Origin of the sequence: Lacihabitans sp. LS3-19 (assembly GCF_024343575.1) — a bacterium.
Taxonomy (GTDB): Bacteria; Bacteroidota; Bacteroidia; order Cytophagales; family Spirosomataceae; genus Leadbetterella.
Window position 1 is genome coordinate 17,807 of record NZ_RJUA01000122.1, and the last position, 21,667, is coordinate 39,473.

25 protein-coding genes are annotated in these 21,667 nt (G+C 34.0%); 10 read left to right on the top strand and 15 right to left on the bottom strand.

Going from position 1 to position 21,667, the window contains the following annotated elements:
- Window positions 1-13: 13 nt before the first annotated feature.
- From EGI22_RS19790 to EGI22_RS19845, 12 genes are all read right to left on the bottom strand, one after another.
- Entirely contained in the window at window positions 14-730 is a 717-nt protein-coding gene (locus tag EGI22_RS19790; protein ID WP_255070184.1) for an NRDE family protein, read from the bottom strand.
- Complete coding sequence (locus EGI22_RS19795) at window positions 718-1,230, bottom strand: hypothetical protein (RefSeq protein WP_255070185.1); 513 nt, start codon at window positions 1,228-1,230, stop codon at window positions 718-720. The genes EGI22_RS19790 and EGI22_RS19795 overlap by 13 nt, the downstream gene beginning before the upstream one ends.
- A gap of 4 nt (window positions 1,231-1,234) precedes the next feature.
- Entirely contained in the window at window positions 1,235-1,933 is a 699-nt protein-coding gene (locus tag EGI22_RS19800; protein ID WP_255070186.1) for a hypothetical protein, read from the bottom strand.
- 12 nt (window positions 1,934-1,945) lie between these two features.
- Complete coding sequence (locus EGI22_RS19805; RefSeq protein ID WP_255070187.1) at window positions 1,946-2,383, bottom strand: DM13 domain-containing protein; 438 nt, start codon at window positions 2,381-2,383, stop codon at window positions 1,946-1,948.
- 82 nt (window positions 2,384-2,465) lie between these two features.
- Complete coding sequence (locus EGI22_RS19810; RefSeq protein WP_255070188.1) at window positions 2,466-3,107, bottom strand: Crp/Fnr family transcriptional regulator; 642 nt, start codon at window positions 3,105-3,107, stop codon at window positions 2,466-2,468.
- A gap of 118 nt (window positions 3,108-3,225) precedes the next feature.
- Window positions 3,226-3,669, bottom strand: coding sequence for a YHS domain-containing (seleno)protein (locus EGI22_RS19815; protein ID WP_255070189.1), 444 nt, complete (start codon window positions 3,667-3,669; stop codon window positions 3,226-3,228).
- Window positions 3,666-4,646, bottom strand: a complete 981-nt coding sequence (locus tag EGI22_RS19820) for a hypothetical protein (RefSeq protein ID WP_255070190.1) — start codon at window positions 4,644-4,646, stop codon at window positions 3,666-3,668. Before EGI22_RS19820 ends, EGI22_RS19815 begins: the two co-directional genes overlap by 4 nt.
- A gap of 32 nt (window positions 4,647-4,678) precedes the next feature.
- Window positions 4,679-5,206, bottom strand: a complete 528-nt coding sequence (locus EGI22_RS19825; protein WP_255070191.1) for a YceI family protein — start codon at window positions 5,204-5,206, stop codon at window positions 4,679-4,681.
- Window positions 5,207-5,288: 82 nt separating this feature from the next.
- On the bottom strand, window positions 5,289-6,410 hold the full coding sequence (locus EGI22_RS19830) for an NAD(P)/FAD-dependent oxidoreductase (protein ID WP_255070192.1): 1,122 nt from the start codon (window positions 6,408-6,410) through the stop codon (window positions 5,289-5,291).
- Window positions 6,407-7,063 (bottom strand): methyltransferase domain-containing protein, encoded by a 657-nt coding sequence (locus tag EGI22_RS19835; protein WP_255070193.1) that lies wholly within the window; start codon window positions 7,061-7,063, stop codon window positions 6,407-6,409. Before EGI22_RS19835 ends, EGI22_RS19830 begins: the two co-directional genes overlap by 4 nt.
- Entirely contained in the window at window positions 7,060-8,130 is a 1,071-nt protein-coding gene (locus tag EGI22_RS19840) for a type III polyketide synthase (RefSeq protein ID WP_255070194.1), read from the bottom strand. Before EGI22_RS19840 ends, EGI22_RS19835 begins: the two co-directional genes overlap by 4 nt.
- An 82-nt stretch (window positions 8,131-8,212) precedes the next feature.
- On the bottom strand, window positions 8,213-9,088 hold the full coding sequence (locus EGI22_RS19845) for a UbiA family prenyltransferase (RefSeq protein ID WP_255070195.1): 876 nt from the start codon (window positions 9,086-9,088) through the stop codon (window positions 8,213-8,215).
- 147 nt (window positions 9,089-9,235) lie between these two features.
- Here EGI22_RS19845 and EGI22_RS19850 point away from each other — a divergent pair, with 147 nt between their 5' ends.
- From EGI22_RS19850 to EGI22_RS19875, 6 genes are all read left to right on the top strand, one after another.
- Window positions 9,236-10,789, top strand: coding sequence for a serine hydrolase (locus EGI22_RS19850; RefSeq protein ID WP_255070196.1), 1,554 nt, complete (start codon window positions 9,236-9,238; stop codon window positions 10,787-10,789).
- A 158-nt stretch (window positions 10,790-10,947) separates the two neighbouring features.
- On the top strand, window positions 10,948-11,451 hold the full coding sequence (locus EGI22_RS19855) for an RNA polymerase sigma factor (RefSeq protein WP_255070197.1): 504 nt from the start codon (window positions 10,948-10,950) through the stop codon (window positions 11,449-11,451).
- 136 nt (window positions 11,452-11,587) lie between these two features.
- Entirely contained in the window at window positions 11,588-12,112 is a 525-nt protein-coding gene (locus EGI22_RS19860) for a hypothetical protein (protein ID WP_255070198.1), read from the top strand.
- A 4-nt stretch (window positions 12,113-12,116) separates the two neighbouring features.
- On the top strand, window positions 12,117-13,001 hold the full coding sequence (locus tag EGI22_RS19865; RefSeq protein WP_255070199.1) for a DUF4097 family beta strand repeat-containing protein: 885 nt from the start codon (window positions 12,117-12,119) through the stop codon (window positions 12,999-13,001).
- A gap of 5 nt (window positions 13,002-13,006) precedes the next feature.
- Window positions 13,007-14,335 (top strand): hypothetical protein, encoded by a 1,329-nt coding sequence (locus tag EGI22_RS19870; protein WP_255070200.1) that lies wholly within the window; start codon window positions 13,007-13,009, stop codon window positions 14,333-14,335.
- A 13-nt stretch (window positions 14,336-14,348) separates the two neighbouring features.
- Window positions 14,349-15,716: a hypothetical protein gene (locus EGI22_RS19875; RefSeq protein ID WP_255070201.1), complete on the top strand. Its 1,368-nt coding sequence runs from the start codon at window positions 14,349-14,351 to the stop codon at window positions 15,714-15,716.
- Between the two features lie 27 nt (window positions 15,717-15,743).
- Here the strand turns inward: EGI22_RS19875 and EGI22_RS19880 are convergent, their stop codons facing one another.
- Window positions 15,744-16,292, bottom strand: a complete 549-nt coding sequence (locus EGI22_RS19880; protein ID WP_255070202.1) for a hypothetical protein — start codon at window positions 16,290-16,292, stop codon at window positions 15,744-15,746.
- A gap of 91 nt (window positions 16,293-16,383) precedes the next feature.
- Between EGI22_RS19880 and EGI22_RS19885 the strand changes: the two genes are divergently transcribed.
- On the top strand, window positions 16,384-16,536 hold the full coding sequence (locus EGI22_RS19885; RefSeq protein ID WP_255070203.1) for a hypothetical protein: 153 nt from the start codon (window positions 16,384-16,386) through the stop codon (window positions 16,534-16,536).
- 263 nt (window positions 16,537-16,799) lie between these two features.
- Here EGI22_RS19885 and EGI22_RS19890 read toward each other — a convergent pair whose 3' ends face one another.
- Window positions 16,800-17,315, bottom strand: coding sequence for a RidA family protein (locus tag EGI22_RS19890; RefSeq protein WP_255070204.1), 516 nt, complete (start codon window positions 17,313-17,315; stop codon window positions 16,800-16,802).
- Between the two features lie 125 nt (window positions 17,316-17,440).
- Here EGI22_RS19890 and EGI22_RS19895 point away from each other — a divergent pair, with 125 nt between their 5' ends.
- A complete protein-coding gene (locus tag EGI22_RS19895; RefSeq protein WP_255070205.1) occupies window positions 17,441-18,028 on the top strand; it encodes a hypothetical protein in 588 nt (195 codons plus the stop codon).
- 44 nt (window positions 18,029-18,072) lie between these two features.
- On the opposite strand, the gene EGI22_RS19900 is transcribed toward EGI22_RS19895, so the two are convergent.
- Window positions 18,073-19,587, bottom strand: coding sequence for a family 16 glycosylhydrolase (locus EGI22_RS19900; RefSeq protein WP_255070206.1), 1,515 nt, complete (start codon window positions 19,585-19,587; stop codon window positions 18,073-18,075).
- Window positions 19,588-19,996: 409 nt separating this feature from the next.
- Here EGI22_RS19900 and EGI22_RS19905 point away from each other — a divergent pair, with 409 nt between their 5' ends.
- Complete coding sequence (locus EGI22_RS19905) at window positions 19,997-21,250, top strand: ammonium transporter (RefSeq protein ID WP_255070207.1); 1,254 nt, start codon at window positions 19,997-19,999, stop codon at window positions 21,248-21,250.
- 18 nt (window positions 21,251-21,268) lie between these two features.
- A complete protein-coding gene (locus tag EGI22_RS19910) occupies window positions 21,269-21,610 on the top strand; it encodes a P-II family nitrogen regulator (protein ID WP_255070208.1) in 342 nt (113 codons plus the stop codon).
- The last annotated feature ends 57 nt before the right edge of the window (window positions 21,611-21,667 follow it).

Here is a 21,667-nt window from a genome sequence, read left to right on the forward strand (position 1 = left end):
AGTAATTTCAATTTCATAAAACCAAAAATCTTTTCTGTGTGTGATTTTCCATATCTAAGTAAGAAATACGCTTGGTGTCTGTATTTACCTCTATTTGTGTGATGCTTACCGTTTTAATTCCATTTTTACGGTTCAAATTTATACTATCATTCTCGTCCCAATTTCCACCATTTTCATGGAATTCAAGAATTTCTTCAGGCGTATTTTCTTGAGAAATAGTATTAATATGTTCCAAAAACCAAGAAGCTCTCTTTTCAATCGCATCCTGATCATAAAGTGTTGCGGAAGACCAAATCAATGGCTCTTTTCCTTCGTATTTATTATTAAAAACCGAATTGGAACACCATTTAATTTCGGTGATTCGAGCCTTATTTTCATTTTCAAATATTAATAAAGTAAAAGGCTCCATTTGGTCAAACTCGAAATTTTCCTGAAACAAATCCGCATCATTCCATTTGAAAAAATCCATTATAACTTTACCTCTGCTTTGTCTATATGGAGGCTGAGATATGTGTTTTTTATATCCTCCATTTAACAAAACCAAAGTGTGTTTTTTAGAAGTGGCAATCCAAGTACCTCCCGAAGATGGATCTACAGGGCAAAACACTTCTATACCATTTACTTTAAGCTTTTTGGGAGGTTTGGCTTTCGATCTGATAATGTTTTCATCACGATTTGAGGTCACTACAAACCCTCCATTTTCTACCGGAACATAGGTTAAGACGCACATGATTCGGCAAGTTTAGATTCACGATATTTCTTAGTCGAGTCTGCTACACCAAAGTCTTCAGGAAGAAATTTATGTGGACAAATGGCATTAAAACCAATTTTAATCAAAGCAAAATGATGAATTGTATGCTCTGAAAGATAAATTAATTCTCGAGCGATATTAGACTTCAAATTTACCTCCAAATCTCCTATTGTTTGAATAAAATTAACCTCTTGACTTATATCGGAAGAAAGAAGATTATGTTTGATTTCGTCAATCACCTGTAAAGAATAAACTGGAGAGTTTTCTATCAATAGATTACGATCTCTGTTTTCGTAATTCACAGTCTTATTGCCAGCAAAAAGACAGATATAAAATTCGACAATATGCCTAATGTGTTGTCCCAAAGTACTTCCATTTAAGACTTGTATTTTGGCTGTATATTCTTCATTATCAATTTTTTGTACGAGAATTTTTATTTCATCCAAAATATTGAGTTGGTAATTCAAAAGGTTTTCCATTTGCTTATTTTTTTTTGGGATTAAAACTATAGGCAACAAAAGGCATCAAGGATTTATGCCTAAAGCGGTCGTTTTCATAGGTCAAAACTTTGTCAGTTGTGTATTCCATAAACTGAAAACTTAAGCCAAATCTGATGGCTTTATCAGGTGAGAATTTGTATTTATAATATAGCTCCGAATTCAGACTTCCTCTGTCGCTGTCTGATATCAACAAAACATTAAAAGGTGTTGGTTTTGCTGATTGAACGCTCTGATCTAAACTCGAATTTGAAGCATCAAAAACACCACTTTGTTTGCCACCGAAAGTCACTCCCAAAGCGTCAATATTAAATCCAACCGAGGATTTTTTAAAGGTATATTGCAAAACAATTAGGGTATTAAAAGAAACCAAACTTGATTTTGAAAGATTCAAAGTATCAATTTTTTCAGGATTATAATCAGTAAAAAAAGCTACAATACTTTGCTTGCCAGAAGTGAGTTTTGCGGGTGCAGTCAAATAAGTTTTTTCACCTGAAAAATAGCCATTCGCTCTTAAACCCCAACCAATTTCGAAATGTTTAGATTGACCCATTCCGTAGGTTGTTCTATAAGAAAATGAAGGAGCAAATTCGTTTTTAGCTGCTACCGCAATATCAAATTTTTGAGCCTTAAGAAATGTTGTAAAACTCAAGAAAAACAAGATTAAAATGATTGAATTTTTCATTAAATTTTATATTTACTTTAATTCTGAATGACCAAATAATACGGCAAATTGCTTACACCAAATGAGTATATGCTTTTGTTTGGAAAGATCAACTGTAGATGGTATTTCATAAGATTTGTTGCCATTTTCAACTTTCATGGAGAGCTCTTTAAAGTTCGTAATAGCCTTATCTTCTGCTATATATATACGCAAATCTGGCCCTGCATCTGTTTTGAAATTTTCTAAAAGCAAGGTCTTTTTTCCATCTGAAGCTTCATAAATCTTAGCTTTTCCGCTTGTTGGATGTGCTCCGTTTACAAACGTCCCTTCTAAAAGCAACTTTTGAGTAGAAAAATCCATACCCATGTTAGCTGAAGAATCGTCTATTTGTGAGTTAGAGTCGGGAGAAGGCATTTCGTTTTTGCCACAAGAAAGCAGCAAAAGAGAAAAAATAAATATCAAGTTTTTCATATTTAAAAATTAGTTTTAAATTAAATATGAAGTAAATATAACGGTTGACAAAAAAGCAGATTGTCGGCTGGAAGACTAAAGATTATTTTAATGCATCAATTGCAGATTTTTTTACCATAATTTCCTTTCGTGAGTAGGCAATTACTCCTTCGGATTTTAAGGTATTCAATAGGGAGGTTACGGTTTGCCTGGTGCTGCAAATCAAACTGGAAATATCTTGATGTGTGAGATAATTGGGTAATGTGATCATACCGTTGGCATCTTCTTCATAGTCTTTGATGATGTCTTTCAAAAAACTAACCAACCTGGTTCTTACATCCTTAAACATGATATTGGAATAGCGATTTTCGAGACGTTTAAACCAAAAACCTATCCACTTGGAATACTTGACAGCAACTTCGGGTTTGTTTTCGATAAATTTCTCAAAATCAGGCACTTTGAAACTACAAAAAGTTGCTGTATCAGATAATACGATAGCATATTCATCTTCATTAGATTGTATCAAATCCAAAGACCCAAACATATCGCCTTTTTTCAAAATATCCTTTACTATTTCATTGCCATCAGCATCTATTTTTACAATTTTAAGGCTGCCTTTCTTCAGTGTAAAGACCCGATCGACGTTTTCTTCTGTAAAAAAAATAATGTCACCCTTTTTAACAGTCTTATATTTCGCGATATAACAAATCTCGTTTATCTCCTTAGAATTAAGGTGTTTAAACAAGTTATGATTCTGAAGATACCAATACTGGGAACTATACACTTTGCTGATTTAAGTTTAATTCGTTTACACAAATATACATCTGTATACTAATAGTTTTTAACTAAACTATATTTTAATTTCAATGTTTCAATTTTATCCAATTTTTTTCAGCTTCTAGAAAAAGGTGGTTTTCGTCTTTCAACCAATCTTGTAAAGTGTCGTATTTTTTAGTTTTATAAAACAAGAAAAGTTGATCTTTATAAATTCTAAAACTTTTAGGATCTACACTTACTTTCTCGCCAGTTTTCCCAACAGCATAGGCACAATACCCTCCATATTTGGGAGAATATTTTTGTGGATTTGTTTTAAACAAATTAAGGTTTTCTTTTGAAGAAAATTTAAATTTGACGCCATCAAAAACAGTCGAAAACTCGGGATTACCAAGTAAAGGTGAATTTGAAAAATAAGAAACAACATCATAACCATCAGCCACGTATCCATTCGTGATATAATAATTACTTTTTTGGGACCACAAAGCCTGACTTACTATCAATAAAAAGAATAAAAATACTAGCTTTTTCATGTTAATAAATTGTTTTTAAGATTGGCATAAACAGCCTTAAATTTAAACTCTTGTTTCGCATTTAAAAGAGCTATATCACTTAGTCTTTTCCAATGCCAAGCAATATCTTTGTAAGCGTTAAATAATTTATAATCAGGATCAAATACATGTGCACTGTCGGCATTTACCCCATTCAATTCTAAAATTCTAATGTTTTCACCTGCATACAAATCTTCAATACTTTTTACTTTCAGATCAAATCTGCCGTAATTAAATCCTTCAAAATTCTTTAAAATTTCGCTCACAACTACTGCCACTTTTTCTTTATCTATTTCAATAGCATTTCTAAATATTGTACCTCTGCAATGATTGCCAATTTTTTCAATTATTCGAACTTCATTTTCAGGTAAAACCTCATCCCAATTTACCTTTACATTTCGCAGTAAATCTTCCCAAATCATTACAGCTCTTGGATTGGTTTTAAGTAAACCTTTTACATCTCTTTTTCCATCACCTTTTACACTTAAAAACTCCTTTTTAGTAATCGAACTTACTTCCCAATGATTATCCCCTGGCATTCTAGAAACCAATATCGCCAACTCAATTGGATGAGAAATAAACTCTTGAACGATGTATTCTTTTGCTAATTTTTTATGATAAAAATCTAATTCATTTTCATCTTTTATTATTTCAACATTTTTGCCTCTTTGCTCATTTAATGGCTTGGCTATCAATGGAAAAGCTATATTGTTTTTATAAATTTCCAAAATCAATCCTTCGGTTGTTTCAGACTCCGAAACATATAAAGAATTGGGCAAGAATTGAGAAGGAATATTTTTTAAAATCTCTTTTTTATCTTCCTCAAAAAAGCCTCCATTTTTTAAACCAATATTGACATTAGCAGGAAAAAAAATATTCCGATTTTTTATACTCAAATACAAATAATAAGGTATCAATGGAGCGTAGAAAACTTTCCAAGGCCAAAATTCAAAATTCATAATTTTTATAAACAAAAGCTGTAATTTGCTCATTAGCTTTTGGTCAAATTTAAAAGAATGGAAATCTTAACATTATCACTCATTCCCGGCGTATTTCCACCAAAACCCCAATCGTTTCTGTCAATAGAAAAACTAGATTTTAGTTGAGCTTTATTGTTTTCTTCTGTAAACGTAAAAGGAATTTTAACGTTTTTAGTAACCGATTTTATGGTCAACTTAAAAACTCCTGTATATTTTCCCTCGCTAACTTTTTCTATCGAAATACTGCTCATCGCAATGTTTGGATAAATATCAGGCTGAAAAAACTCTTCCTTTTCAGACAAATGTTTGTCTCTAAGACTATTAGAAGTATTAACTGATTTGGAATCTACCGTTGCACTCAAACTTATGGGCTCATTGTTGGCAAACTTCAAACTGGTTCGCATACCTTTTAGGCTTCCGTCTACGCTTACACCCAACATTTTGGTTTTAAAAGTCACACTACTGGTGCTTGGCAACCAAGTTTGGGCAAGTGAAATTTGAACGGCAAAACAACATAATATCAAAAACTTATATTTCATATCTTCAATTTTTAAACAAATATCTATTATTCAAAAATAAGCGAATGTCGTTTGGATTACTTTTCAGAGAAATTATAAAATTTCAAGTTCCAATCTTAGAACCGTGGGTGCTTTTGATGATTTTTTGCATGAGATTGGGTGTAGTTTTCAAGATTCTAATGAGCAGATCCGTCGTGAAAGTGTTACCAAATAATCTTTGAACCATTCTTCCAACCCAAAGTCTTGTGGCAAAGTTTTCTTTCCAAATCTTCTGATAGTTTTCATTTAGATTTTCTTCGTTTTCAAGAATAGTATTCAGCATAAAAGCTCCGTGAAATGCCATGCTCATGCCATTTCCACAAAGTGGAGCTATCATTCCGGAGGCATCGCCCACGAGGGGAATATCGCCAAAAAACTTTTCTTTTTTCTCAAAACTTATCTGTGATATTACCTCAGGATTTTTCCAAAGTTTGGTAGAATTAGCGAATATTTTTGCCAGATATGGATTTTTTGAAAGTATATTTTTTTCTAATTCTTCGATGCTATTATTGCTGACTTTAAGGTTCTTTTTGGTAGTCATGTAGCAAAGACAATATTGACCATTTTCAATGGCAGAAATTCCACAATAACCGTCTTTAAAATTATGCAAAGCAATGGTATCCAAAGGAAAATCCGTTTGGATATGGTATTTGACACCAATATATTGATTTAAGGAAGTACGGTTTTTCGAAATAAAATCACGCTTCCATTCTATGTCTAGATTTGCTCTTTTACCAAAACTCCCAATAGCTTTTTCACTATGGATAGTTTCATTTTCTAGAATAGTTTCAAACCCATCATTTGATTTTTTAATATCTAAAACTTTGGTGTTTTCTCTAATTTCTACACCAAGATTTTTGGCTATCAGTGCCAATTCAAAGTCTAGTTTATAGCGACTTATACCAAAACCACCAAGATCAAGCGGAGCATGTATTTCCGTTCCAGAAGGAGATGTTACAATAAGTTTTTTTATGATTGGAAGCTTCATTTCGCCAAGTGGAAGCCCAAGAGTTTCTAGAAAATCCCAAGATTCTAAACTGATATATTCTCCACAAACTCTATGAAATGGATAGCTATTTTTTTCAAACAAAACCACCGATTTACCAGCCTTGGCTTGGAGAATCGCCAAGCTCAAACCGGCCAATCCGCCGCCAGTAATCGCTATGTCGTAGGTTTTGCTTTTCATTTTTTCACTACTATCAAATGTCTAAAGGCCCAGCACCATTTTATTTGATAATTTTCGATTCCAGCGTTTTCTAAATGTGTTCGCCATTCTTTTTTGGTAAATCCTCTTTTTACCGATAAAGGAGCGTCGTTTTTAACCAAGTAGGATTTAGAGAAAATTTTTGTTAGAAATTTTATTGAAAAATAAGCCAATTCATGCCGATGTAAATCCCCAATAAAAAAACCTTCACTTGAGTTTTTATGCATCCATTTTAGCAATTCCACCAAGGATTCATCATCAAAATGATGGCAAAAAAGGGAATTGAAAATTACATCATAGAGCCTAACTGGTTGATGTTTTTTATAGTCTTCCTTAATCCAAACAATTTCATTATCAATAGCTTTACTGAAAGTTATCGCTTCTTCTTTTATGTCCAATCCAAAATATTGATGCTGAGGATTTTTACGTTTAAGACACTTTAAATTATCTCCACCTCCAGAACCAATTTCGAGAATAGTCAACGTCGATTTCTTGAAAAAGCCTAGACCTTTCTTGATCACATCATGTCCGCCTAAATAGGTATTGATAAACTTAAGTTCTTTCAGATTTTGATATAAATCTTCCGCAGCTATGTCGTCTTGGTCTAATAATTCTTTTTCATAACTTTTTTTCATGCTTCAGACAAAATTAGACTTTCCATAGTTATTCCAGGTCCAAAACCCGCCACAAATGTTTTCCCCAGCTTCTTGCCCAGCGTTTCTTTCAAGATAAAAATCAAAGTACAGGAAGACATATTACCGTAGTTTTTTAAAACTTCAAATGAAGTTTTAAATTCATCTGATTTTAGACCCAAAGACTTCGCAGTTACTTCCAAAATTTTTCTTCCACCTGGGTGAATGGCCCAGTTTGCTATATCTTCTTTTTGCAAATCTATTTTTGAGAGTGCTGTTTCCACAAATGCCGCAATATTATCTTCAATTAATTTAGGCACTTCGGTTTTCAAACTCATCAGAAAACCATTGGTACTCAGATGCCAGCCCATGCTTTCCTGACTTTCTAAAAACAACTTGGAATAAGCCGATTCAATTTGGAAACCTTGGTCACTATTTTCAACCAAACTACATGCTGCCCCATCTCCAAAAAGAAGGTTGGATGTGATGAAATCTAAAGTTTGTTCTTTCTGAAAATGTAAAGTGCAGAGCTCTACCAAAACTATTAAAACTTTGGCATTTGCTTGGCTTCTGCAAATTGCATCTGCTTGTTTGAGTGCGTGGATAGCCGCGTAACATCCCATAAAATTCACCGAAGTTCGGTTAATATCTGAAGGCAAATCTAGAGCTTTAACCAATGAAATATCCAAGCCGGGAGCGGATAATCCTGTACAAGAAACAGTTATTAAATGTGTAATATCTTGAGGTATTTCTTTAGAAAAAAACGCATTTTCAATAGCACTTACAGCCAATTCCGTTGCATTTTTTTCAAACAATTCCATCCTTTTTTCGATGTTGGGGAATGGTTCTAAATCTTCAGTTTTAGGAAAAAACTCTCTGTCTTCTATAGCACAAACATAATCAGGAACGACAGAATATCGTGTAGAAATACCGCTCCTAGCATACATCAGCGAGGTTCTTCGCTTTTCACGGACATCTTCCGAACCTATTTTGGCCATAAACTCCAATATACTGGCCTGCTCATTTTTGTATTTTGGTACAGCCGTACCTATGTGTGTTATGCTGCTCATTCCTTATTTTTTGCGAAAATTATATCGAAAATCCAATCAAAACTGTCGTTCAAAAGACAAACCACCTAATTCGGGTATTGTTTTATTTATGCAAACTATTATAAACAAAACAAATATTTAATAGCAATGAGGCCATGGCGTTTAGCAGCATGGTGTATTTAAAATTCGCATTGGCTTGGTCTTTCAAAACCTTGAAAAACCACCAGTTCATAAATACGGCAATAGGAGCACTAAAAAACAAAAATGCAAAGAAATGAGGTAGCGGCAGAAATAAATAAGCACTTCCAACCGCCATACTAAAAAGCAACATCGTAAAAACAAAAGTACCTCTAATGCCTAATAAAATACTCAATGTTTTGTCGCCATTTTTGGCGTCTTCCTCATGTTGGTACACCTGCGTAATTGGATACACCGCCCAAAGTATCAATGCAGAAAACAAAGCCCCCAACCATATCGGAGATCCAGCAGAATTCTGAGTTTTTAGAAAAGAACTTATATCAAAATCTTGCCCAAAAACCCAAACCATCATATATACCAAAGCACCTTGAAACAAACCTACAATCAACCAACTCAAAACCGGCATTTTCTTAATTCTGATACTTGGATGACTATACATTCTGCTTACCAAAACATACAAAAGCACAAAACCAGCAAAAGTTAAATTGACAAAAACAATAGATAACAAAATACCCAAAGCATCAAAAATATTGGCTACATGCCACAGTTGCTTATCTACTTTTGGTGGATTTTTTAGTCCACCTATACTGCCTTCATCTTTGTCAAAATAGCTATTAAAAGCATTAGAAGAAGGATAAATCAACAAATGCAATATCACAAAAATCCAAAGGTTCATTTCAAAAACCCCATGAGATTGTTGACTTATGGCCAACCAAAAGACTGGCATCAAAAACAAAGAAAAAGGTAAACGAAGATGTAGAAAAATGTCTTTTAGCTTCATTAAAGGAGTTTATTTGAAGGTTTAGCTTAAATATACGTTGAAAGATTCAAAGTGGTTTCATTTATCTTTATCGATTTTGAAAATCGGGCTTTTAAATATTGAAAATATCCAATACTTTTATAGCTATTCAACCATAATAATTAAGCAATGAAAAATACCCGTAGGCAATTCTTACAAACCATTGGTGCCAGTACTTTAGGACTCAGTATATTTCCGAATGTTGAATCATTCGGTTTCTCAACCACAGATTTGCCACGCAGCAGTCCCGAAGCACAAGGTTTTTCTTCAAAAGCTCTCTTGAACTTTATAGACGCCACCAAAACATCGGGTTTAGAATGGCATAGTTTCATGCTTTTGCGACATGGAAAAGTTATTGCCGAAGCTTGGTGGAAGCCTTTTGCCTCCGATTACAAACATACGCTATATTCACTTTCAAAAAGTTTCACCAGTTCAGCGATTGGTTTTTTGGTTACTGAAGGTAAAATATCTGTTGATGATGCTGTTATTTCATTTTTTCCAGATGATTTACCAAGTGTCTTTTCCGAAAACCTGAAAGCAATGAAAATCAAGCACTTACTGACAATGAACACTGGTCACGAAACGGACACCATGCCAGTTTTGAGACAAAATGAGCCTCAAACTTGGGTCAAAAGTTTCCTAGCTCATCCGGTTGTGTTTGAGCCTAGCTCGCATTTTTTATACAATACAGGTGCCACCTATATGCTTGGAGCAATAATTCATAAAGTCACTGGGCAAACCTTAGAGCAATATCTAAAACCTAGACTTTTTGAGCCGCTTAATATCAAAGGTTACGACTGGGAAAAATCTCCTCAAGGACTAAATACGGCGGGTTTTGGTTTACGTGTAAAAACTGAAGACATTGCCAAATTTGGTCAGATGTACCTCCAAAAAGGCAAATGGAACGGAAAACAAATATTGCCAGCTACATGGATAGATGAAGCCACAAAAAAACAAACAACTTCACAAGGCGGCGACAACGACTGGTCGCAGGGTTATGGCTATCAGTTTTGGCGGTGTAAGCCAGGCTTTTATCGTGGCGATGGTGCTTATGGGCAGTTTTGTATGGTTATGCCAGAGCAGGATGCCGTTTTGGTGATGACAAGCGAAAGTTTTGATCTGCAAAAATCTATGACTGTAGCTTATGAAAACCTCTTGCCGGGTTTCTCGGATAAAAAATTACCAGAAAATCCATCTTTAAAGCTGGAATTAGCCCAAGTTTTAAACAGCCTAAAATTGCCCGTACCAAAAGGAAAAACAACTTCGCCTCTGATGGCAAAATATTCAGATAAAAAATTTAAAATGGACGAAAATCCATTTGGAATCAAAGAATTAGGTTTTGGGCTATTTCCAGATGCAGGTGTTCTACGTTTTTTTGAAAATGGTAAAATAAAAAAGATTGGTTTTGATTGGGAAAATTGGAAAGTAAACAAAAACGGAAATACTAATCCTTTCCCTATTAGTTATCGTACAAGTGTACCATCCAAAATAGCCGGCACAGGCACTTGGATAAAAGACAATGTGTTACAAATAAATTTAAAATTTATAGAAGCAGTACATGGCGATAAAATAACGGTAACCTTTGACGACAATAAAATCTCGATAAAACTTTTGAGTAGCTTCAATGAAAATGCCAAGAATTCGCCTGACACTAGGCCAATTTTGACCGGAAAAATGGTGTGAGTTGGAAGAATTTCTTTTAAAATTTGCTTCTTTTTTATTCCTGTTTTAAAGAATAAAAAAGAGGCCTTTTAATTAAAACAAAAAAAATAATATCTTCATACAACCATTCTATGTCTTTTTAGACACTTTAGAATAGAACCCTCAGAAATCGTCGAAACATGACAGAAAACGAGCTCATTGATGCTTGCATTCTAAACAACAGGTTTGCTCAACGCACGCTTTATGACTCTTACAAACGAGCCATGTACACGCTTGCTTATAGGTTAACTGGCGACTTTGACGATGCCAATGATGTGCTTCAAGATGCTTTTTTAGATGTTTTCAAAAACTTGGGAAGTTTCAGAAAAGATGCCACCCTAGGTGCTTGGATAAAAACCATAGTGGCCCGAAAAGCCTACCAAAGGTTTAAAAAACCTAAATTTTTAGAACTAAAAGAGGATTTTGAAGAAAATGAACTCATCAGTTGGGACGAACAAATGAATTCTGAATATTTAGAAAAAGCCATACTGGCATTGCCTGAAGGCTTCCGAACGGTATTTGTGATGATAGAAATAGAAGGTTTTACGCATAGAGAAGTGGGCGAACTTTTGGGGATTTCGGAAGGAACTTCAAAATCTCAACTGTTTCACGCAAAAAAACGATTAAGGGAGATGTTGAAGTGATTTATTGCTCGGCTCCGCTGGCTTGGACTCCGTTCAGCCACTGGAGGTGGAGTAAAAAAGAATGTTAAAATTATTAAAGACAAAGTGAATCAACTCCCCTCTCCTATGGAGCGGGGCTGGGGGTGAGGTTAAAAAAATGAATTTACCAGAATACGAACCATCGGACAAAATTTGGCAAAATATAGAAGCCAAACTCAATGAGGATGCTCTTCGGCAAGCCTTAAAAAGCCTACCTGAATATGAGCCCAAGGATGAGCTATGGCAAAAAGTATCGAGCAAACTAAATAAATCAAATTTTGGATATGTAAAATGGGTTGCCGCAGCATCAATCATAATATTTATCAGTGTGTATTTTTCACAAAAAAACAACGAAATAAAATACACCAAACAACAGATAGAACCCGAATTATTACTTAGCGAAAACGACCTAAGCGAGTATGGTTATGAAGAAATAATGAAGATATGCAATGAAGATAAGATAGTATGCGAAAAGCCTGAATTCAAGGCACTTGAAACCGAACTAGAAGAACTAAATACAGCGAGTACAGAGCTAAAAGAGGCCATTGGCAAATACAATACAGAACCCGAACTGATAACGCAATTGGCACAAATAGAAAATCAGAAATCCGACATTATACGCAAAATGGCAGCACAAATTTGACAAAATGATGCGAACGAAATTAAAAATATTATTAACCACTCTGGCATTTTGGTTTGCGGCACAAGCGGCAGCCCAAACTACCTTGCAAGTAGCCACAAAACACCTAGAAAAGGAATTTGAGGGCATAAATGCCATTAAAATAGATGCAGAAAAAGCAGATATTGAAATAGTGGTTTGGAATAAATCTAAAGTGAGTCTCAGTATAGATTTGAGTGCCAAACATCCAGACAAAAGCTCGGCGGCTCATGATATAAATTATCTCAAAATAGGTACCGACGCAAAAAATGGGCAATTGGTATTGAGAAACTACCTTTTGCTTGGCCAAAAAGACAAAAAACCAGAATCAAACTTTAAAGCAAAGTATGTTTTGAAAATACCAGAAAACATAGACTTAGACCTCAAAAACAGTTTTGGAAAAAACTATATTTCAGGTGAAACAAAAAAACTGACTATCAATACAGAATTCTGTGTAAATGTGATTAACAATGTAGCTGGCAACATAAAAATACAAACCAAATATGGCGATTTAAACATTGACGGAATTGATGGAACGACAACCATAAAAACCGAACGCTCAAATCTACATTTAAAAAACTTTTCTGGCAACCTTAATATCACAAGTTATTATGGTGAAATGCTCTTGGCATCGCCAAAAGAGCTCCAAAACCTTACCTTAAATGCAGACAAATCAGACATCAAACTAAAAGCTATCCCTATTAGAAAATATGCCATCAATTTAAGCACAAGTTTCGGACAAATTGATGTACCAAATGAAATAGGAGATGTAAAAACCATTAAAAATAACCGTGAGGTTTTGTTTAATACTTCAGCTAAATATTACATAAAAATATCAAATAAATCAGGCAACATCACACTCGAAAAACTATGAAAATCATGAAAAAACTATTTCTATTCCTAAGCATATCTTTCTCGCTATATGCACAATCCGACAGCCTAAAGGTGACTTTCTCTGAAGAAAAAGTAGAAAAATTTGAAAAAACTACACTCATTGATGAATATGAAAAAGCTTTTGGGGGTAACCGGGTGGTGAAGAGTGGGTTGAGGGTGAGATTTACAAATCCTGAATCATTTCCAAGAAGTTTACCTTTAATTCAATTGGAACAAAAAATAGGTAAACAATTTTCGATAATTGGGTCAGTTGCAGGAGGATTCAGTTCAGGACCCGGGACGCAAATAAATGCTTCAATTGAAGGTAGATGGTATTACACCATGAAAAAAGACATTCAATCTCAAAAAAAGCAGCAAAATATTACTGGTAATTTTTTAGCATTTAACGTTAAATCACCAGAAAATTATTCTCCATTTATAAATGGTTCAAAATTAATTCAAGTTCCTTTTTATCCAAATACACTTATGATTAATGGAGAAAAAACATATTCAATAATTTGGGGAAAACAATTGGGTAATATTCTAGAAATTGGTTTAAAAGCAGGTTTAAAAACTATAAATCTAAAATCATGGGGTTACCAACCTCCATTCAATTATAATAGTAGCGGTCAAAAATATTTCCTATCTACGCACAGCCAGGTAGGGATAGGTGTTTTCTTTCCAAATGGAGTACGTAAAAACATTACTTGTGATTTTTTAAAATGCAACTACGATGTAAAAAGAATATTTAAATTCAATTTGAATAATTCATTTTATATTGAAAAGAACTATCAACATTTGAAATTCGATGGCTCATTCGAACAAAGGATTATGAATTCCTCTTTCTCTTCAAATTCAAGTCTTCAACTTTTCATTTATCGGACATTTCAAAATCAACTTATTGGGTATAAAGATTCTACAATTATTGATGCAAATGGCGAAAATATTTCTGGATTGTTCCCACTTTATTCCTTAAATAAACAATCTGAAATAAACGCTAACGGAAGTATAGCTCAACAATTTAGGTACTATTTACCTAGAATAATTAAAGACAATTCCAAAATCAATAAACTTAATGGCTATTATTTCGGTTCAGAATATTCCTATAATATCGGCCCTTTTCCTAAAGCCTATATTTTACCAACATATTCTTCAAGCCTAGGTTTATCAATTGGCTACCAAACTTTAGCTTCAAAAAACTCATATATTGACATTTCAGCCTCCTTTGGGAAATCTTGGTCAACTTTCAAACTTTTTAATGGATTTGAAAATGAAACAAAAAAAGAACAAAAAAATTACTTTAACCTTAGCTTGAAACTAGGTCTAGCCAAATAAATCCCCAAAAATCATGAAAAAACTATTTCTATTTCTCAGCATATCTTTCTCGTTACACGCACAAACCGACAGCCTAAAAGTGACTTTCTCCGAAGAAAAAGTAGAAAAATTCGAAAAAACTACGCTCATTGATGAGTATGAGAAAGCTTTTGGGGGTAACCGGGTGGTGAAGAGTGGGTTGAGGGTGAAAATTTCAGATCCTGGCATGCACAGTTTTCAACATGCTGGCTTACAATATGAGCAGAAAATAGGAAAAAGTATATCAGTAATTGCAACAATTGGAAATGTATTTCAAATTGCTGGTCCAACAACCTTTGAATCGGATGTGGAAGCAAGATGGTATTTCTCCATGAAGAAAAAAGTGGCTTTAGTTAGTCAAAAACCAAATATTACTGGTAATTATATCGGCCTAAAAGTTCAATATTATCATACACCACTGAATAAATATGACATGAATTTTAAGTATTTAAGAGATAATAATCAATTATTCAGTGGATATCCTTCTGAATTATTTTTAGAAGATGGATATGCTTCTTTAAATCTTGGAAAACAATTTGGGAATGCTTTAAATTTTAGTTTTATGATAGGGCTAAAAAGAGGAAATGAGCTTAAAACTTATATCTTTTTTGAACCCCAGAATTTAGATAAAATAAATCATAAATTATTTTTTACTACTCAAAATCAAATAGGACTTGGATTACTTTTACCAAAAAAAACGATTCAAAAAGCCAATTTCTGCGATTTCTTAAAATGTAATTTGAATTTAAAAAATCTTTGGAAACTTAATATTAACAATGGATTTTATTTAGACAAATCGAGTCAAAACTTAAAATTAGATTTAAGCTATGAACAAAAAATAGCAAAATCCCCTTTTTCAATAAATTCGAATTTAGTAGTCGGAGTTAACAATTTAAAAGTACCATATTATAACGACTATAAAGATACCTTGATTGTGTCTCCAAATGGAGAGTCATTTCAATACAAATTACCTATATATTCTGGAAAGGATTACAATCAACCTATTCTAAACTTTGGACTGAAAGAACAAATAAGATATTACGCAGGAATGAAAGAAAGAATAAGGAAAGGAAAACAAGGGAATAATCTTAATGGTATTTATACTGGTTTTGAATATTTCATTAATATCAATAAGATTACTTATAAAAATGAACCTATAGGGGCAATGCTAAATAAAATCCAAATAAGGTCTCTAAGTGCACTTTTAGGCTACCAAACTTTAGCTAGTAACAATTCTTTTTTAGATATAAATTTAGCTATAGGAGTTGAAGGTTTTAAACGATATCCAACATCTACTTTTTCTAATGATTGGTTAGGACAAGGACATTTCGAACTCTCGATCAAACTTGGCCTAGCCAAATAAATCAGATGGATCATAAAAATTTCCAGCTTACTTTTCGTTAAAAACAACATTTTGAACAATCCCAGCAATCACAATCGCTAAGACAATCCCAGCTAGCACCCACTTTATCAAAGTAAAAAAAGAACAATAGGTGGCTAGGGAATCAATATTCTCGGGGTAGGTTCGCAGCATTTTTATGATATGGTAGTTTTCTAAATAATCGAAAAAAACCAAACCTATGGGCAAGAGATTAAGGTATTTAAACCAAGGAGAAATCTTCCATTTGTAAAAAACCAAGGTTAATATAATCGAAAATAAACAAAAATAAACTGCTGGATATATTCCATCTGTAATACCTGCACCCATTATATAGGCTTCTTTGGCTTCCCCATGATATTGACTTACTATATCTTTTACTCTTTCCGGATTAAAACCGAACTGCAAATCCAGAATTGGCAAATTAAGATCCTCTGTAGGCACTTTTGATTTGAAACCTTTTGGTAGAAAATAAGCATTAAAAGCAATATATAATGCCAAAAACACAGCGAAACTTTTCCAATTGGAAATTTTAATAAATAAATCTGATATAGTTTTCATAGATGGTCTTTTAATGGTCTTTAAAATTACAAAAAAATGAAAGCTTTTATAGAAATATTTAGTAATTTCCAATTCAAAAATAATCAACAAATTGAAAGATTTACAAAGAAGAGATTTTATTAAAATGTCGGCATTGGGTGCCATTAGCCCTACGGTATTTGCTCCTGATAAAACTGCAAATAAAGGCCAAGTCAATTTTGTATCTGATGGCTTAAATGTCCCCGTTTTATCACGAAGGCCCTGATTATTTCAGTTCAATGTACCTCAATGTACTATTTTTGAAAGACCAAAATGGGAAAGTAGAAAAAGCTTGGTGCAGGCTACGAGGAGAATACATTTGGATGAAGAAAAACTAAAAGCTACCTAACCAAAAGGGGCTTATTTTTCCAAATTTCTATCAATAATTTAAATTGACAAAAATCCAACAAATCGAAAATCGAATTAATCGCAAATCGAAAAGCTAACAAATCGTAAATCGAATTAATCGCAAATCGAATCAATCGAAAATCACTCCACCTCCACAATCATCTCAATTTCCACGGCAATATTAGAAGGTAGCGAGCCCATTCCTACTGCACTGCGGGCATGTTTGCCTTTTTCGCCAAAAACCTCCACCATTAAATCCGAAAAGCCGTTGATTACTTGTGGTTGTTGGGTGAAATCTGCCGGACAATTTACCATCCCCAATACTTTTACTATTCTTTTTACTTTGTCTAAGTCTCCTATTTCCGCTTTTAAGGCAGCCAAAAGATTAAGTCCCGTTATTCTTGCAGCAGCTTTTCCTTCCTCTATTGTCAGGTCTGCTCCTACTTTGCCAGTTATGAATTTACCATCTGGTTTGGTTGGTCCTTTGCCAGAAAGATAGATGAGATTTCCTGTTCTTACCGCATTTACATAAGTTGCAATAGGTGCTGATACTTGGGGTAAAACTATACCCATTTTCTCCAATTTTTGCTCTACATTTTGAGCATTTATATTAAATCCAATTATTAGGCAAAAAGATAATAGCAAAATTTTTCTCATGAAATTATTTATTTATATCGATTAAAATTAAATTAAAATATCTCCTTTTGGAAACTTTATCGAACCAAAAAAGTCACTTTTTTAGGTAAAGTACGTATAAATAGAAAACAAAACATATTTTAAAAATGAAAAAAACAATATCTGCAATTTTTGCATCATTAATGATTCTAGTTTCTTCGCATTCATTTGCTCAAATGTCAGTTGAAGGTCTTTTAGATAAAGCTGTTTCTTTGGCTGGTAAGAGTGGCAATAGTTCACAGGTAGCCGAGCTTTTAGGAAAAGGAGTTTCTATGTTGGAAACAGAAGCCAACACGGGCAGTGCTGACATGAAATCGAAACTTTTAGGACAAGTAGGTGGTTTGAAAAACTTGATTCCTTTGGCAACCTCAGGAAAATTAAATCTTGGCAGTTTAGGAAAAATTGTAAATACAATAAAGATGTTAGTTGCTGCTAATAGACTAAAAAATATGTTGGGCGGCGGTAAGTCAAGTCTTTTAGGAAAAGGTTCGGCAATAACGAGCAACTTAAACTTATTACAAAGTGCTTCTTCTGTTTTAGGATCTGGCGTATCGAGTCAATTCTCAAAACTATTAGGTTCTACAACGAAAAGCGTAGGTAAATTAGACAAATCAGGTCTTTTCGGAAAATTAGCTGCAGGAGCTACTGAGAAAAAACTAGGCAAATTAGTTAATTTAGTTTCTGGTGCCTTGTAATATTTAGGATATCATATTAAAAATGAGTTGAGTTTTTATTCAACTCATTTTTTTTGAAATACTCTTACGTAATCAACTTCCATTTTTGCTGGAAAAATATCCTCAGCTACACCATATTTGCCACCCCAATTGCCACCAACAGCGATATTCAAAATCAGATGAAAACGCTTGTCATAAGGCCATTCTTGAAAATTCTTTTTGGTGTTTTTAAAACTGAAATATTTCTTGCCGTCGTACAGAAAATCTATCTTTTCTTGATCCCATTCTATGCCATAATCATGGAATTCTGAGTATGGGGTATCTATAAAAAACGACCCTGTTTTATGGGTTCCTATGGAATGATTAAATGCCTTGGTGTGCACTGTTCCATAAACCGTATCAGGTTCATATCCAACATGTTCCATTATGTCAATTTCACCACTTTCAGGCCAACCACCATATTCCCAGTCGGTAGGCAGCATCCATATTGCAGGCCAAGTACCTTTCCCTTTGGGTAATTTAGCTCGCACTTCTATTTTGCCATTTAACCAATCTCCTTTGGTCTTGGTGACTAACCTCGCCGAAGCATAATCTTTGCTTTCTGTTTTTTGTTTTTTGGCCGAAATCGTCAAAATACCATTTTTTACAAAAGCAGTATTTGCATCTTTTTCTGTATAAAATTGCAACTCATTATTCCCCCAACCGTGTCCACCCACATCATATCCCCATTTTTTATCATCTGGCAGGCCATTATAATTGAACTCATCTGACCACACCAATTTCCAGTTGGTTTGTGTTGGCGATAATTTTAACCTTTCGAATGCCAGCTCGGGTTCGTTGGTGGTAATAAAATCAAAATTATTGGCTATCAACCAATCTAAATCTTTGGTCTCATTCACTGTCCAAGCGTTTAGACTTAATCCCAAACTTTTAGCTTCAGCTATCCACTCTGGCTTATTTTTAAAAACAGAAAAATGATAATCTAATCCATCTATTTTATCTTTTTCAAGTTCGGCTGGCGACTTGGTTCCAGTCAGATATTGAAGATGAGCCATAGGATCTAAAGACCTGATTTTCAATAATATTTCATAATCAAAACTGATATAATCTACAATTTCCTTTGTCTTTGTTTTTTTAACCAACTCTACCACTTTTTGGGCAACCACCCTTCCTCTTTCGGTATTAGAAGCTGGCTTAATTTCGCAAACTAATCGGGTATATCCATTTTTTCCTGCCTTCAAATATTCCTTTAAAGTTGGGAGCTTTTCACCGTTCGACAGCTTAAAAGCAGACAGTTGCATATAAGTAGATTTTTCGATTTCTAAATCATGATATTTAGCATCGTGATTAACTACCAAAACTTCATCAGCTGTCATGTGAACATCAAACTCTGAGCCTTTGCATTTTAAAGCAATAGCCTGTTTTAATGAGGCAATAGAATTTTCAGGTAGATTTTTTGCTTTCCATGCTCCTCTATGAGCTACCACGGAATTAGTATTTTGTGTGAATCCAATCAAAGATTTGAACAAGAAAAGTGTTTGAAAAAAGTAATATTTTTTCAGAAAAAAAGTAATTTTCATTTATTGTAAAAGGTCATTTTTCAAATTTAAATAAAAATATTCTGAATATTGATTTTATTTGATTTTGTTCAATTTGAAAACCTTTTCAACCGAAATCCAAACGTGTTTTTAATTAAAAATCTACCTTTATCCAAACTTAAAATCTAACATAGCTATCCTTTCTTGAAATATCCCAATTAATGTTTACAATATTTCAATTAATCTATGGTTTTCAAATACAAATTTCTTGAAAATACATTTTTCCAATAGATAATTTGCCAAAAACATAAAATCAAATAGGTAGTATTTTGTATTATTTTTTGAAAAATCTTTGCTTTTACCAAAAATATAGGCTTACATTTGCACACTTTTTTAAGAAAAAATTAAAAAATACTTTAAAACAAGTATTTTTTAAGTACAACAAAATATAATGGACGAAATAAAAGAATTAGCTGCCAATCAGCAGGAATTGGTGCATGCTATAGACAGTGTTTGGGTAGCACTTTGTGCTGCTTTGATTTTTCAAATGGAGGGAGGTTTCGCATTGCTAGAGGCCGGGTTTATACGCTCCAAAAACTCAATGAGTATTATAGCCAAAGTGATGATTGACATCATGATAGGTGGATTGGCATTTTATGCTTTTGGTTTTGCAGTTGCCTATGGTGCATCCAATGGCTATTTTGCCTTTGGCACAGGCATACTTTCAGGTGACCTTGGATTAAACCTTACCATTTCCAACAGTCTCTTTTGGTTTTTACAGCTTGGCTTTGCTATCGCCTCCATTTCTATTGTTTCTGGCGGCATAGCCGAACGAATGAAAATGTGGTCTTATGCAGTCTTTGTAGTAATATTTTGTATCATAATCTATCCTGTAGCGGCCAACTGGGTTTGGAATCCAAACGGATGGTTGGCTAAACTTGGCTTTAATGACTTTGCTGGTTCTTCAGCAGTACATGCGGTTGGTGGTTTTGCAGCATTAGCAGGTGCAATTTTAGTTGGCCCAAGAATGGGAAAATACAATGCGGATGGTTCTGCAAATGCCATTCCGGGTCATAATCTAACTTTGGCATCTGTTGGGGCATTTTTGCTGTGGTTTGGTTGGTTTGGTTTTAATCCAGGCTCAACATTAGCTGCTGTAGGCAAATGGGAATTGATAGGCAAAGTTGCTGTAAATACCTTCTTGGCTTCGGCAGCTGGCGGAGTTTCTACGATGGCGTATACTTTAATAAGGTATAAAAAAGTCGATATCACGATGGTAATCAACGGTGTATTGGCGGGCTTGGTGGCCATAACGGCTGGTTGTAATTTGGTAGGCCCAAATTCGGCTATAGTAATTGGTTTTTTTGCTGGGGTTTTTGTTGATATTTGTGTAGTTTTAATTGACAAATTGAAAATCGATGATCCAGTTGGGGCAATTGCAGTTCACGGCGTAAACGGCTTTTTTGGCACAATTGCTGTTGGTGTTTTTGCAGAAGAAAAAGGACTTCTATTTTCGGGTGATATGAGTTTTCTAGGAATTCAAACTTTGGGCGTAGTAGTAATCTCTCTATTCTCATTTTTGACGACTTACGCTATCTTTTTCATAATGAAAAAGACGATAGGTATCAGAATTCATCGACACGAAGAATTGGTAGGAATAGATGCCGTGGAGTTTGGCGTAGAGGCTTACACCACTTTTGAATAATTATAAAATAACAGTACAATGAAAAAAGTAGAAGCAATAGTAAAACCTTCGAAATTGGAGGCGATTCAGAAAGGATTAACTGCCGCTGACATACCTTGTATGACAGTTATGCCAGTGAAAGGTGCTGGTCTTCAAAGAGGATATTCCGAAATTTACAGAGGTTTAGAAAAACCAATGATACTGTTACCTAAAGTAATGATAATCTGCGTAGTAAGTGACGAAAACCTTGAAAAATGTATAGATGTAATATTAGAAAACGCCTCTGAGGGAAACATCGGAGACGGCAAAATATTTGTATATGACGTATATGATGCAGTCAGAATCCGAAACCACGAACGTGGCGGTGGAGCTATAAAGTAAGAACAATTTACAAAGCCAATCTTTTTAAAAATGATTGGCTTTGTTTTTATAAATCCA

What these genes read in the sequence shown, in the direction of transcription:
- EGI22_RS19790 (WP_255070184.1), bottom strand. Translation starts at nt 730, where the DNA reads ATGTGCGTCTTAACCTATGTTCCGGTAGAAAATGGAGGGTTTGTAGTG.
- EGI22_RS19795 (WP_255070185.1), bottom strand. Translation starts at nt 1,230, where the DNA reads ATGGAAAACCTTTTGAATTACCAACTCAATATTTTGGATGAAATAAAA.
- EGI22_RS19800 (WP_255070186.1), bottom strand. Translation starts at nt 1,933, where the DNA reads ATGAAAAATTCAATCATTTTAATCTTGTTTTTCTTGAGTTTTACAACA.
- EGI22_RS19805 (WP_255070187.1), bottom strand. Translation starts at nt 2,383, where the DNA reads ATGAAAAACTTGATATTTATTTTTTCTCTTTTGCTGCTTTCTTGTGGC.
- EGI22_RS19815 (WP_255070189.1), bottom strand. Translation starts at nt 3,669, where the DNA reads ATGAAAAAGCTAGTATTTTTATTCTTTTTATTGATAGTAAGTCAGGCT.
- EGI22_RS19820 (WP_255070190.1), bottom strand. Translation starts at nt 4,646, where the DNA reads ATGAATTTTGAATTTTGGCCTTGGAAAGTTTTCTACGCTCCATTGATA.
- EGI22_RS19825 (WP_255070191.1), bottom strand. Translation starts at nt 5,206, where the DNA reads ATGAAATATAAGTTTTTGATATTATGTTGTTTTGCCGTTCAAATTTCA.
- EGI22_RS19830 (WP_255070192.1), bottom strand. Translation starts at nt 6,410, where the DNA reads ATGAAAAGCAAAACCTACGACATAGCGATTACTGGCGGCGGATTGGCC.
- EGI22_RS19835 (WP_255070193.1), bottom strand. Translation starts at nt 7,063, where the DNA reads ATGAAAAAAAGTTATGAAAAAGAATTATTAGACCAAGACGACATAGCT.
- EGI22_RS19840 (WP_255070194.1), bottom strand. Translation starts at nt 8,130, where the DNA reads ATGAGCAGCATAACACACATAGGTACGGCTGTACCAAAATACAAAAAT.
- EGI22_RS19845 (WP_255070195.1), bottom strand. Translation starts at nt 9,088, where the DNA reads ATGAAGCTAAAAGACATTTTTCTACATCTTCGTTTACCTTTTTCTTTG.
- EGI22_RS19850 (WP_255070196.1), top strand. Translation starts at nt 9,236, where the DNA reads ATGAAAAATACCCGTAGGCAATTCTTACAAACCATTGGTGCCAGTACT.
- EGI22_RS19855 (WP_255070197.1), top strand. Translation starts at nt 10,948, where the DNA reads ATGACAGAAAACGAGCTCATTGATGCTTGCATTCTAAACAACAGGTTT.
- EGI22_RS19860 (WP_255070198.1), top strand. Translation starts at nt 11,588, where the DNA reads ATGAATTTACCAGAATACGAACCATCGGACAAAATTTGGCAAAATATA.
- EGI22_RS19865 (WP_255070199.1), top strand. Translation starts at nt 12,117, where the DNA reads ATGATGCGAACGAAATTAAAAATATTATTAACCACTCTGGCATTTTGG.
- EGI22_RS19870 (WP_255070200.1), top strand. Translation starts at nt 13,007, where the DNA reads ATGAAAAAACTATTTCTATTCCTAAGCATATCTTTCTCGCTATATGCA.
- EGI22_RS19875 (WP_255070201.1), top strand. Translation starts at nt 14,349, where the DNA reads ATGAAAAAACTATTTCTATTTCTCAGCATATCTTTCTCGTTACACGCA.
- EGI22_RS19880 (WP_255070202.1), bottom strand. Translation starts at nt 16,292, where the DNA reads ATGAAAACTATATCAGATTTATTTATTAAAATTTCCAATTGGAAAAGT.
- EGI22_RS19890 (WP_255070204.1), bottom strand. Translation starts at nt 17,315, where the DNA reads ATGAGAAAAATTTTGCTATTATCTTTTTGCCTAATAATTGGATTTAAT.
- EGI22_RS19895 (WP_255070205.1), top strand. Translation starts at nt 17,441, where the DNA reads ATGAAAAAAACAATATCTGCAATTTTTGCATCATTAATGATTCTAGTT.
- EGI22_RS19900 (WP_255070206.1), bottom strand. Translation starts at nt 19,587, where the DNA reads ATGAAAATTACTTTTTTTCTGAAAAAATATTACTTTTTTCAAACACTT.
- EGI22_RS19905 (WP_255070207.1), top strand. Translation starts at nt 19,997, where the DNA reads ATGGACGAAATAAAAGAATTAGCTGCCAATCAGCAGGAATTGGTGCAT.
- EGI22_RS19910 (WP_255070208.1), top strand. Translation starts at nt 21,269, where the DNA reads ATGAAAAAAGTAGAAGCAATAGTAAAACCTTCGAAATTGGAGGCGATT.